13 protein-coding genes are annotated in these 11646 nt (G+C 68.9%); 7 read left to right on the top strand and 6 right to left on the bottom strand.

From position 1 onward, the window contains the following. Window positions 1-65: 65 nt before the first annotated feature. Complete coding sequence (locus ACIA49_RS40810) at window positions 66-1661, bottom strand: M4 family metallopeptidase (protein ID WP_396383735.1); 1596 nt, start codon at window positions 1659-1661, stop codon at window positions 66-68. A 161-nt stretch (window positions 1662-1822) separates the two neighbouring features. Here ACIA49_RS40810 and ligD point away from each other — a divergent pair, with 161 nt between their 5' ends. Continuing rightward, on the top strand, window positions 1823-2884 hold the full coding sequence (gene ligD / locus ACIA49_RS40805) for a non-homologous end-joining DNA ligase (RefSeq protein WP_391541651.1): 1062 nt from the start codon (window positions 1823-1825) through the stop codon (window positions 2882-2884). Here the strand turns inward: ligD and ACIA49_RS40800 are convergent. The 3 genes from ACIA49_RS40800 to ACIA49_RS40790 form a co-directional block, all read right to left on the bottom strand. Next, the gene (locus ACIA49_RS40800) at window positions 2881-3282 is read right to left on the bottom strand and encodes a hypothetical protein (protein WP_396383734.1); all 402 of its coding nucleotides are present in this window, start codon (window positions 3280-3282) and stop codon (window positions 2881-2883) included. The genes ligD and ACIA49_RS40800 overlap by 4 nt on opposite strands. 99 nt (window positions 3283-3381) lie before the next feature. Continuing rightward, on the bottom strand, window positions 3382-4137 hold the full coding sequence (locus tag ACIA49_RS40795; protein ID WP_396383733.1) for an SDR family oxidoreductase: 756 nt from the start codon (window positions 4135-4137) through the stop codon (window positions 3382-3384). Window positions 4138-4208: 71 nt separating this feature from the next. Further along, the gene (locus ACIA49_RS40790; protein ID WP_396383732.1) at window positions 4209-4991 is read right to left on the bottom strand and encodes an SURF1 family protein; all 783 of its coding nucleotides are present in this window, start codon (window positions 4989-4991) and stop codon (window positions 4209-4211) included. A 57-nt stretch (window positions 4992-5048) separates the two neighbouring features. Between ACIA49_RS40790 and moaA the strand changes: the two genes are divergently transcribed. Beyond that, window positions 5049-6068: a GTP 3',8-cyclase MoaA gene (gene moaA / locus ACIA49_RS40785; RefSeq protein WP_396383731.1), complete on the top strand. Its 1020-nt coding sequence runs from the start codon at window positions 5049-5051 to the stop codon at window positions 6066-6068. A 54-nt stretch (window positions 6069-6122) separates the two neighbouring features. Here moaA and ACIA49_RS40780 read toward each other — a convergent pair whose 3' ends face one another. Next, a complete protein-coding gene (locus ACIA49_RS40780; RefSeq protein ID WP_396383730.1) occupies window positions 6123-6320 on the bottom strand; it encodes a hypothetical protein in 198 nt (65 codons plus the stop codon). A gap of 186 nt (window positions 6321-6506) precedes the next feature. After that, window positions 6507-6866, bottom strand: coding sequence for a DUF3099 domain-containing protein (locus ACIA49_RS40775; RefSeq protein ID WP_396383729.1), 360 nt, complete (start codon window positions 6864-6866; stop codon window positions 6507-6509). 155 nt (window positions 6867-7021) lie between these two features. Here ACIA49_RS40775 and ACIA49_RS40770 point away from each other — a divergent pair, with 155 nt between their 5' ends. From ACIA49_RS40770 to ACIA49_RS40750, 5 genes are read left to right on the top strand one after another with little or no spacing between them, the layout of a single operon-like run. Further along, window positions 7022-7234, top strand: a complete 213-nt coding sequence (locus ACIA49_RS40770) for a dodecin (protein WP_396383728.1) — start codon at window positions 7022-7024, stop codon at window positions 7232-7234. Between the two features lie 42 nt (window positions 7235-7276). Beyond that, entirely contained in the window at window positions 7277-7981 is a 705-nt protein-coding gene (gene fabG, locus ACIA49_RS40765; protein ID WP_396383727.1) for a 3-oxoacyl-[acyl-carrier-protein] reductase, read from the top strand. Window positions 7982-8016: 35 nt separating this feature from the next. Then, window positions 8017-8787, top strand: coding sequence for an enoyl-ACP reductase FabI (gene fabI, locus ACIA49_RS40760; protein WP_396383726.1), 771 nt, complete (start codon window positions 8017-8019; stop codon window positions 8785-8787). Next, a complete protein-coding gene (locus tag ACIA49_RS40755; protein WP_396383725.1) occupies window positions 8787-10472 on the top strand; it encodes a Mur ligase family protein in 1686 nt (561 codons plus the stop codon). Before fabI ends, ACIA49_RS40755 begins: the two co-directional genes overlap by 1 nt. A 38-nt stretch (window positions 10473-10510) precedes the next feature. Then, window positions 10511-11374: a hypothetical protein gene (locus tag ACIA49_RS40750; protein ID WP_396383724.1), complete on the top strand. Its 864-nt coding sequence runs from the start codon at window positions 10511-10513 to the stop codon at window positions 11372-11374. The last annotated feature ends 272 nt before the right edge of the window (window positions 11375-11646 follow it).

The raw sequence follows: 11646 nt of genomic DNA, 5'->3' as shown, positions 1-11646 counted from the left end.
GGGCACGGGGGATCATTCGCCGGTCCTGTCCGCCCCAGTGGGACAGGACCGGCGAATTCACCGCACTAGTTGACGCTCACCGCGGTCCAGGCCGCGGCCACCGCGGCCCGCTCGGGGCTGCTGGCGCCGTACAGGTCGGTGGCGGCGCTCAGCGTCGCGGTCCGGGCCTGGGCGTAGTTGGTGCTGGTCGTCATGTAGACGGTCAGCGCGCGGTACCAGATCTTGCCGAGCTTGTCGTGACCGATGCCGGTCAGCGTCGAGTTGTTGCAGGTGGTGCCGTTGTGCGGCAGACCGCCGATGCTCTTCGGGCCGGTGCCCTCGGCGAGCAGGTACGCGAAGTGGTTCGCGACGCCGCTGGAGTAGTGCACGTCGAGGTTGCCGACGCCGGACGACCAGCAGTCGGCCGACTTGCCGTCCTTGCTCGGCTGGTCCATGAAGCGCAGCGCGACGCGGTCCTTCATGATCCGCTCGCCGATGTAGTAGTCACCGGGGTCCGCGGCCTTGTTCGAGTAGAACTCGACGAGCGTGCCCATGATGTCGCTGGTCGCCTCGTTGAGGCCGCCGGACTCACCCGAGTAGGTGAGGTTCGCGGTGGCGGAGGTGACGCCGTGGGACATCTCGTGGCCGGCCACGTCGATCGAGACCAGCGGACCGGCGGCGACGTTGTCGCCGTCGCCATAGGTCATCTGCTTGCCGTCCCAGAAGGCGTTGACGTAGTTCGAGCCGTAGTGCACGCGGCTCGGGACGCCCTTGCCGTCGTTGAAGATGCCGTTCCGGCCATGGGTGTTCTTGTAGTAGTCGAACGTCGTCGCGGCGCCGTAGTGAGCGTCGACAGCGGCGCTCGCGCGGTCGGCCGTCGTACCGGTGCCCCAGTGGTTGTCGGCGTCGGTGTACTTGGTCGGGACGATGCAGCCGAGGCCGAACAGCTGGCACAGGATCGACTCGGTCTTGTTGTTCGCGTCGCCGGTGAAGCCGCCGCCGCGGACCGGGTCGGTCAGCGTGAAGCCACCGGTCGCGGGCGTGGTGTCGAGCGGCACGGTGCCGGAGTACAGGCTCTGCCCGTCGCCGGTCGCGGTCTCGATGTGCTGCTCGGTGACCAGCTTGGCGCCGGTCAGCGCGTCCACTGTGGTGGTGATGTGGCTCGGCGTCCCGTCGGCCTGGGTTCCGGTCGTGGTGACCAGGTAGGCCAGCCGCGGCGCGCCCTTGCGGGCCTCGATCACCAGGGCGGGCTTGCCCTCGGCCTTGAGACCCTTGCCGAGTGCCTTGCTGGTCGCGGTCGCGACGCTGACCTTGGGCGTCCGGTCGACGTTCGCACTGCGGGTCAGCGTCTGGCTGATGCCCTGCCAGACTCCTTCGTCGGTCTGGTGCACGACGACATCGCCACCGAGCACCTTGAGGCCGCCGATGCTGCGGTCCATCCGGACGTGAGTGGCGCCGTCCTTGTCGACGATCACATCACGTACGGCGAACGCGTCGGCGCTGGTCGCCTTGAGGGCGGCGAGGTGATCGCCGAGGGCGGCCTTGGCCTGGGCGACGGCAGCGGCCGGGGTGGGGACAGGGGCTGCCGTGGGCGCACCGGTGGCGGTGGTGGCCGACGTCAGCCCGAGGGCGGTGGTGGTCGCAACTGCGGTGGCAGCGGCGAACAGGGCGGATCTGTTCATCCTCGCGCTCCTTGGTCAGCGTCCCGGGGGCCTCACGCCCCAGGAACGAGGGTGCACGAACGTTACCGCTCAGTTACCGGGTGTGGCCAGGGTTTGCGAAAAGCTGCCTTTCCGGCGAAATCTTCAGCGTTTGGTCGGTGCTGGGCGGTAGCGTCGCGGCCATGGCGGCGACCAAGGCGATCGAGCTCGAGATCGGTGGGCGGCAGGTCCGGGTGAGCAACCCCGACAAGCCGTACTTCGCGGATCGCGGGCTGACCAAGCTCGACATCGTGAACTACTTCGTCGCGGTCGGCGACGGCATCCTGGGTGCGCTCCGGGACCGGCCGACCACCCTGGAGCGCTGGCCCGGTGGCTGGTTCGAGGGCGCCAAGCTCTCCACCCGGGCGGACAACCGGGGTGACGCGTTCTACCAGAAGCGGGTGGCCAAGGGTGCGCCCGAGTGGGTGGAGACCGCGACCATCAAGTTCCCGAGCGGCCGGCCCGCCGACGAGGTCTGCCCGACCGAGCTCGCGGTGGTCGCCTGGGCGGTCAACCTCGGCACGCTGACCTTCCACCCCTGGCCGGTACGGCGTCCGAACGTCGACAACCCCGATCAACTGCGGATCGACCTCGACCCGCAACCGGGGACGGACTTCAAGAGCGCGGTCGCGGTGGCCCCGGCGCTGCGCGAGCTGCTCGCCGAGCACGGCCTGGAGGGCTTCCCGAAGACCTCGGGTGGTCGCGGTCTGCACGTCTACGTGCCGATCGAGCCGCGCTGGGACTTCATCCAGGCCCGGCGGGCGGTGATCGCGCTCGGGCGCGAGCTGTCCAAGCGGCTGCCCGACCAGGTCACGGTCAACTGGTGGAAGGAGGAGCGCGGCGAGCGCATCTTCATCGACTACAACCAGATGGCCCGCGACCGCACCATCGCCTCGGCGTACTCGGTCCGGCCGAACGAGCGGGCCCGCGTCTCCGCGCCACTGCGCTGGGAGGAGCTCGAGGACGTCGTACCGAACGACTTCGACGTGCTCACGATGCCGGCCCGGTTCGCCGAGGTCGGAGACCTGCACGCCGCGGTCGGCGAGCAGGCCTTCTCCCTCGACTCACTGCTGGAGCTGTCGGCCAAGCACGAGCGTGACCACGGCGAGGCCGATCTGCCCTATCCGCCGGAGTACCCGAAGATGCCCGGCGAGCCCAAGCGCGTGCAGCCCTCCAAAGACCGGGACCGCCCGAAGGACGACTAGGCGGTGCCGTCCTTGTACACCGGGTGGTAGTCGGTGCTGCCGTTGACCTTCACGACCCAGACGCGGACCGGCGTTCCCTCGGGAGTGATATCGCCGCTGGCCCAGCCCGAGCAGTAGTCGGCGGGGTGACCGCGGGTGCTGACCTTGCGGTCGATGTCACCGTCGCGGCCGATGTCCAGCCGCACCTCGATGCCCCACCCGTCCGCCTTCACGTCGCACGCCTGGATCGAGTCCCCGGGTTCGCCGTCGCTGCCGGGGTCCTGCTGCCAGGACCCCCAGCCGCCGCCCTCGTAGGCGCCGTAGCTGAACGACGCGGCGTTCGCGACGCCGCTCGTGGTGACCACCAACGCAAAGGCGCCGAGCAGTACGCCGGCGGTCCGGATCTTGGTTCGTCGCATGGATCAGTCCTCCCAGGGGGCGAATGAGGCTGTTAGAAGATAACAGCGTCCCTGTGATCTGTGCGAGTAATTACCAAGAATTGATGTGAAGATCCCGTCCTACAGGGAGCGGAGGGCCCCGCCGTCGACGGGGATGACGGCGCCGGTCAGGTAGGACGCGGCGGGGGAGAGGACGAAGGCGGCGACGCGGCCGAATTCGTCGGGGTCGCCGTACCGGCGCAGCGGAATGGTGCGCTCGGCGCTGCGCCGGGCCGCCTCGGAGTCGCCGCCCTTGCTGTCGAGCTCACGCAGCCGGTCGGTGGCGATCCGGCCGGGGAGCAGGCTGTTGACGCGGACTCCGTTCGGGCCGAGCTCGTCGGCCAGGGTCTTGGCGACCATGGCGAGACCGGGGCGCAGCCCGTTCGAGATCGCCAGGCCCGGGATCGGGGCCTTCACCGAGGTCGACAGCACGAACGCGATCGAGGTCCCGTCCGAACCGGCCCGGGCGACCGACTTGGCGATCCGCAGCCCGCCGAGGAAGACGCTGTCGAAGGCGGCCTGCCAGTCGGCCTCGTCGGAGTCCAGCGCCGTGCCGGGCTTCGGGCCACCGACGCTGATCAGGGCGCCGTGCAGCGCGCCCCACTTCGCGATCGCGGTGGCGGCCAGCCGCTCGGCGCTCTCCGGGTCGGCGTTGTCGACCGGGATACCGACCACGTTCTCACCGAGCTCGGCGGCGGCCCGGGCGATCTTCTCCTCGCTCCGGCTGGAGATGACGAGCCGGGCTCCGTCGGCGGCCAGGGCCTTCGCGGTGGCGAAGCCGAGGCCGGTGCTGGCACCGGTGACGATGTAGATGCGGTCGCGCAGTCCAAGGTCCACGGCACCATCCTGCCTCACGACCGCCGGCTCTGCATCTCGAAGTTCGTGGCCGTCGGCAAGCGTTCGTTTGGTTAGTCCCGACCGACCGCGGGTTCCGGTACGTCGTTGCGCTCGGCAACAACTTCGCCGGCGGCGTTGGTGGCCGGCCGCCGGGTGAAGTAGATCAGGCCGCCGACCGCCAGCAGCGCGAACAGGAACCACTGCAGGGCATAGAAGAAGTGCGGCCCGTTGTCGATCTCCGGCCCGGGGAACTTCCCGAACGCCGGGTCGTTGGCCGGGACCTGGCTGTCGACGGTGAGATAACCGTCGTACAGGTCCAGACCAAGAGCCTTGGCGTACTCGGGGCCGTTGATCAGCCGCGCCGTCCCGTTGTCCGGCGTACCGCCGTTGGTGTGCCCACCACGCTCGCTGCGCTGCAGCCGGCCGGTGATCGTCACCTCACCAGCCGGTACGGCGGGCACGTTGCCCGGGGCGAGTTCGGCGCCCTGGCGGGCCAGGAACCCGCGGTCGATCAGCACGCCCTTGCCGTCGGGGAGGATCAGCGGCGTGATGATTTCGAATCCGGGCCGGTCGTTGACGTTGCGATAGCGCAGAACTATCTGCTTCGAGGCGTCGAAGCGGCCGGTGACGACCGCGGTGCGCCACGCGTGCTGGTCGCCGACCACGGCCTGCGGACCGACGATCTGGTCGATCGGCGCCGGCGGCGCGGCGAGATTCGACCGGGTGACCTGGTTGCGGGCCTCGCGGTCATGCAGCCGATGCAGTTGCCAGCGGCCGAGCTGAATGCACACCGTGGCCAGGACCAGGATCGTCAGCGCGGCGCCGAGCCAGCGGACGTTCATCAATCGACGCACGTCTCGAACTTAAGCCATGCCCCCTAACCCTCGACGCCCGGCACGTACTCTGGGCGGGTGACCGCGACCCCAGAGGTGACTCAGGCAGGACTGGCGGACACCTACGGCCGGATCGCCACGGATCTCAGGGTCTCGCTCACGGACCGTTGCAATCTGCGCTGCACCTACTGCATGCCGGAAGAGGGGCTCGACTGGCTGGCCAAGCCGGAGCTGCTCACCGACGACGAGATCGTCCGCCTGGTCGGCATCGCGGTCACTCAGCTCGGCGTCCGCGAGATCCGGTTCACCGGCGGTGAGCCACTCCTGCGCCGCGGCCTGGTCGGCATCGTTGACCGTACGACGGCGCTCACGCCGCGGCCCGAGGTGTCGTTGACCACGAACGGCATCGGGCTGGCCCGGCAGGCCGTCGCGCTCAAGGCGGCCGGTCTGGACCGGGTGAATGTGAGTCTCGACACCATTCGGCCGGACACCTTCCAGCAACTCACCCGGCGGGACCGCCTGAAGGACGTGTTGGCCGGCATGGCCGCCGCTCAGGAGGCCGGTCTGTCGCCGGTCAAGGTGAACGCCGTACTGATGCGGGGTGTCAACGACAGCCACGCTCCGGAGCTCCTGCAGTTCTGCCTGGACCATGGCTACGAGCTGCGGTTCATCGAGCAGATGCCCTTGGATGCTCAGCACGGTTGGGATCGCGCCACGATGGTGACCGCGGACGAGATCCTCGAGCGGCTCGGGGAGCAGTTCGGTCTGGAACCGACCGACGCGGCGGCCCGGGGTAGTGCGCCGGCCGAGATCTTCAGCGTCCGTGGGGGACAGCAGACGGTCGGGATCATCGCGTCGGTCACCCGGCCGTTCTGCGGTGACTGCGACCGGGTGCGGCTGACTGCCGACGGTCAGGTGCGCGACTGCTTGTTCGCCCGGACCGAATCAGATCTGCGGACCGCAATGCGCGCCGGTGCCGATGATGCGGAACTCGCGGATCGCTGGCGGCGGGCGATGTGGAAGAAACTCCCCGGCCACGGCATCAACGATCCTGCGTTCCTGCAACCCGCCCGGCCGATGTCCGCCATCGGTGGCTAATCAAGCCAGTACCGAAACCGCTGCGGGGACCGAATCAGGAAATGCAGTTTTTCGCTAAGCCTTGGTGAATGGTTCGACGTCGCGAAGGAATCCGCGCCGGTCCAGGAAGTCCGACAAGGTCGCCTTGTGCTCGTCACACGCCAGCCAGGTCTTGCGCCGGTCAGGCGTGTGGATCTTCGGGTTGTTCCACAGCACCGCCCAGGTCGCGGCGTTGCCGCAGCCCTTGGACGAGCAGATCTCGGGCATTGCCATTCCTGATCCCTCAATAATCAATAGCGTGGGGAAATGATCCGCCCCCGGCACAAATGAAGCGACGTCGGACAGCCACGGGGGGAGCCGTCCGACGCCGCATCAAGAGGCTGAATTCCAACAGTGAACTTCAGCGCACGCGGGAGATTCTGACACGGAACCCGGCGAACTTTCCAGTCCCGGCACAGATCACTTTTCGGTGTCGGTCCGTCGCACTGGTTCTTCGTCGGGTTCGACCCGGATCACGGGGCCCGGTGAGGCCTCCAGCGAGGGCCGCTCGGGAGCGACGTACGGGGTGCCGCCGTCCTGCGTCGCGGTCCTCGCGACGTTGGCCAGCACGACCGCGAAGTACGGCAGGAACACCGCACCGACGACGAACAGCCAGCGCCACGGCGACGGGGTGAACACGGCCAGCACGAAACACGCGACCCGCAGCGCCATCATCGCGGCGTACCGGATGATGCGGCTGTCCAGGTCCTCGGAACGACCGGGCTGGGCACTGGTCACCGAAATGACCGTTTCGCCGGGGCGTTCACGACGTTTGGACATCTATCCTCCTCACCATCAACCACGGTACGCCGCGTCACCTAGCCGGGTGCAGGCAGGACTGGAAGGGCATGTCACATGACCGAGCGAAGCGAGGGCATCAATCCAACACAGACCGCTCGTGCCTCAGCGGCGCCCGGAGCGAAGCGAGGACGACGATGAGTAATCGCACCTACCGCGTCACGGAGCTCGTCGGTACGTCGAAGGAGGGGGTGGACGAGGCGATCACGAACGCGATCACCCGGGCCGGCGAGACCCTGCGGCACCTGGACTGGTTCGAGGTGACTCAGATCCGCGGGCACATCGTCGACAACCGGATCGACCACTACCAGGTCGGACTGAAGGTCGGTTTCCGGCTCGAAGACTCCTGAGGATAGCGTTCGGCTACGACTGGCAACGGGTGAGGAGTTCTTGTGGGCAGGTCTGTGTTGGTGACCGGTGGCAACCGGGGAATCGGTCTGGCGATCGCGACTGCGTTCAAGGAGGCCGGTGACCAGGTCGCCGTGACCTACAACAGCAGCCCGCCGCCCGAGGGGTTCCTCGGCGTCAAGTGCGACATCACGAACCAGGAGGAGGTCGACGCCGCGTTCGAGACCATCCAGGACCAGCACGGTCCGGTCGAGGTACTGGTCGCCAACGCCGGCATCACCCGCGACACGCTGCTGCTGCGGATGTCCGACGACGACTGGGACTCGGTCATCGACACCAACCTCACGGGGTCGTTCCGGGTCGCGCGGCGGGCCGCCAAGGGGATGCTGCGGCTGCGCAAGGGCCGGATCGTCTTCATCTCCTCGGTCGTCGGTCTGCTCGGCCAGGCCGGTCAGGTGAACTACGCGGCCAGCAAGTCCGGTCTGGTCGGGATGGCGCGCTCGATCGCGCGCGAGCTCGGCAGCCGCGGGATCACGGCCAACGTGGTCGCGCCGGGATTCGTCGAGACCGACATGACCGCCGTCCTGCCGGAAGAGACCTCGAAGCAGTACCTCAGCCAGATCCCGCTCGGCCGTTTCGGGCTGACCGAGGAGATCGCGCACGCGGTCCGCTGGCTCGCCTCCGAGGAGGCCGGGTACATCACCGGCGCGGTGATCCCGGTCGACGGCGGCATCGGTATGGGCAACTAGTCAACAACCTCGCTGCGAACGAAAGGGGGAAGCCGGTGGGCATCCTCGACGGCAAACGGATCCTGGTCGCCGGGGTCACCCTGGACTCCTCGATCGGCTTCGCCACGGCCAAGGTGGCGCAGGAACAAGGCGCCACGGTGCTGATCTCGAACTTCGGCCGCGCGCTGAGCATCACCAAGCGGATCGCGAAGCGGCTTCCGGTCGAACCGCCGGTGCTCGAGCTCGACGTGACGAACGCCGATCACCTGGCCGCGCTGCCGGACGCCGTACGGGAGCATGTCGACGGCCTGGACGGCGTCGTGCACTCGATCGCGTACGGGAACCCGGAGACGATCCTCGGCGGCAAGTTCCTCGAGGGTCCGTGGGACGACGTGGCACAGGCGGTCCACGTCTCGGCGTACTCGCTGAAGTCGCTCGCGACCACCTGCGCGCCGCTGATGCCGCGGGGGAGCAGCGTCGTCGGGATGACCTTCGACGCGACCGTGGCCTGGCCGGGCTACGACTGGATGGGTGTGGCCAAGGCCGCCCTCGAGTCGACCAGCCGGTACCTGGCCCGCGACCTCGGTGCGCAGGGCATTCGCTGCAACCTGGTCTCGGCCGGCCCGCTCAAGACCCTGGCCGCCAAGGCGATCCCGGGCTTCGAGAAGTTCGAGGAGCCCTGGCTGGAGCGCGCCCCGCTCGGCTGGGACCCGACCGACCTCGAACCCACCGGCAAGACCATCGTTGCCCTGCTCAGTGACTTCTTCCCCTCCACCACCGGCGAGATCATCCACGTCGACGGCGGCTACCACGCGATGGGAGCGTAGTGTCCACTTCCCTGGTTGAGCTCCGTGTCCTGGACGGCGCCAACCTCTACTTCAGCCGCGCGGCGGTCAAGCTCACGCTCGACGTCACCGCGCTGGTCGACGCCCCGGCTCCGGCCGCGAAGGCGTACGCACAGGCGGTCGGCCTGGGCGCCACCCGGCCGGGCCGGATCGGCTCCGGGTTCCGGCAGCGGTTCGCGATCCGCGTGACCGGACACGTCGTACGGCGGATCGCGCGCGAGGCAGGCATCGGCCGGATCGGCGTTCGGGTCCGGCCCGAGTCCGACAACCACCGGCTGGTCGTGGCCTTCCCCTGGGCCCACGAACAGCGGGCGCGCGCACTCGCGGCCGCGATCGTCGAGGTGCTGGACGCGTTCGGTGCCGAGCACCTGCCCGAGCTGATGGCAAGCGTCGGTGAGCGCGTGCGCAACGAGCCGCCCGGCAACGTGCCGCCGACCATCCGGCCCAAGGTGCCGGTCGTCGCGGTCACCGGGACCAACGGCAAGACCACGACCTCACGGATGATCGCGCACATCGGCCGTGCGGCCGGGCTGCACGTCGGCTGGTCGAGTACCGACGGCGTCTACTTCGACGGCGAGCTCGTCAAGTACGGCGACTTCTCCGGCCCGAGTGGTGCCGGACAGGTGCTGTCCCAGCCGGGGATCCAGCTGGCCGTCACCGAGACCGCGCGCGGCGGAATCCTGCGCCGGGGTGTCGGTGTCGTCTCGAACGACGTCTCGGTCGTCACCAACGTCACCGCGGACCACCTCGGCCTGGGCGGGATCGACACCGTCGACCAGCTCGCCGAGGTGAAGGCGGTCATCACGCACATCACCCGCCCGCGCGGCTGGTGCGTGGTGAACGGCGACGACCCGCGGACCTTCGCGATGCGGCTCGGTTCGCCGGCCAAGTGCTGGGTGTTCTCCCGCGATCCCGACTCGCCGTCGATCCGCACCGTCCTCGACGAAGGCGGCCGGGCGACCACGGTGCTCGACGGCTTCATCACGGTGCTTGACCAGGCGACCGACCCGGAGCCGCTGCTCAAGGTCGTCGACGTACCGATGACGTTGTCCGGTCTGTCGCACTACAACGTGGAGAACGCGCTCGCGGCCGCCTCGGCGGCTCTCGGGCTCGGGCTGCCGCGGGCGGCGGTGATCGAAGGGCTGAGCTCGTTCGCGCCGAACGAGAACAACCCGGGCCGGATGAACATGTACTCGCTGCGCGGCTTCACCGTGGTGATCGACCTCGCGCACAACGAGGCCGGCCTGGAAGCGCTGCTGGAGATCATGAACGGCGTGCGCCACGAGGGTGGCAAGTTGCTGCTCGCGCTCGGTTCGCCGGGTGACCGGGCCGACGACATGGTCTCCGCTCTCGGCGCGATCGGTGCGCGTGGGGCCGACCTGGTCGCGATCGGGCACAAGAGCGAGTACCTGCGCGGACGGCCGCCGTCCGAGCTGGAGGCCGTCTTCCGCGAGGGAGCCGCGTCGGTCGGCGTCGAGGAGGTTCCGGCCTTCCCGACGGAGCTCGAGGCGGCGCAGTTCCTGGTCACTCAGGCGCAGCCGGGTGACGTGGTCGCGGTGATGTCTCTGCAGGATCGGGCGAGTCTTGACGGCTGGTTGCGGTCCGAGGGAGCTACCGTCGACACAGCGGAAGACTTGAAGAACAAGGTCGAGAGAGCCCAGCACTAACCCCGTCCGCCTCGGTTGGGGTGGGAACGGGGATGTGAATGCGCTACCTGTGGTCGATCCCGGCTGCTGTTGTCGCCTGGTTCGTGGGTGGCTTCTCCGCCGCGTACCTGAAAGGTCTGCCGGGCGGTGCGACGCTGTTCGTACCGCCCCGGCTGGATCTGTTGCTGCTGGGCGGATTCGCCGGGGGAGTCCTGGCCGGTCTGCTCGTCGCGCGCGTGCGCGCCGTCGTACCGGTCGTCCTGATCGTTGCCGCGGGCACATGGTGGCTGAGCGGCAACCCCTGGAATGAACGCGGTCTGCTGATCTCGTTGCTGGTGGCAAGTGCCGTCGGCGCCGTCTTCGGTGCCCAGGGCACCAGAAGCTCCGTGGTCGCAGCCTTCGCTCTCGCTCTCCCGATCGCCTGGTACGCGCTCCGTCCGGCCGGCCAACTGGCCGACTTCAGCTGGCTCTGGCAGCTGAACGGGCTCCTTGTCGGCGCCGGGCTGGCCCTGCTCCTGTACGGCGCCTGCTGGCTGCGCGGGTGGCGTTCGGCGTACTTCTGGGTGCCACTCACCGCTTGGTACCTCGCATCCTTCGGCGTCGTCGCCGCGATCCAAGCCGTCGACCGCGCACCGGCCACCCAGACCCTGAACGCAACCGTCGACGCCGCCATGAAGGCGTTCTTCACCTCCTTCGAGCCTCTCCTGCGCGAGTACGGCGCCTGGCTCGTCGTCGCCGTCCTGCTCGCAGTCCCAATGGTCGCCCTCAAACTCCGTGCCCTGCCCCCGGTCCCGCCGCCGCCCGACCCGTACGCCGACCGCACCAACGACGCCGTACTGGGCGACGACCTCGACTGGATCGACCGCGAAGAACCCCGCCGCCGCCTCCTCTCCCGCCGCAACACGCCCGAAAGCGCCCTCTAACCCAAGCCGACCCCGTACGTCGCGCACCCACCCCGACGCCCTTCGGCGGCCCCCAAGGGCTGCCCACCCCAACGCTCCACCGCCCACCATCCCGCCACCGCGCGAACCCTCCACGTGGAGGGATATCCCCTCAGCTGGTGGGTTGCCCCCAGCAAATCTCAGCGGGCAACCCTCCAGGTGGAGGGATATCCCCTCAGCTGGTGGGTTGCCCCCAGCAAATCTCAGCGGGCAACCCTCCAGGTGGAGGGATATCCCCTCAGCTGGTGGGTTGC

The organism is Kribbella sp. NPDC051587 (assembly GCF_044453945.1).
In the GTDB taxonomy this organism is placed as follows: domain Bacteria; phylum Actinomycetota; class Actinomycetes; order Propionibacteriales; family Kribbellaceae; genus Kribbella.
The sequence above is the reverse complement of the archived record's forward strand: the minus strand, read 5'-3'. Positions and strand labels throughout refer to the sequence as shown.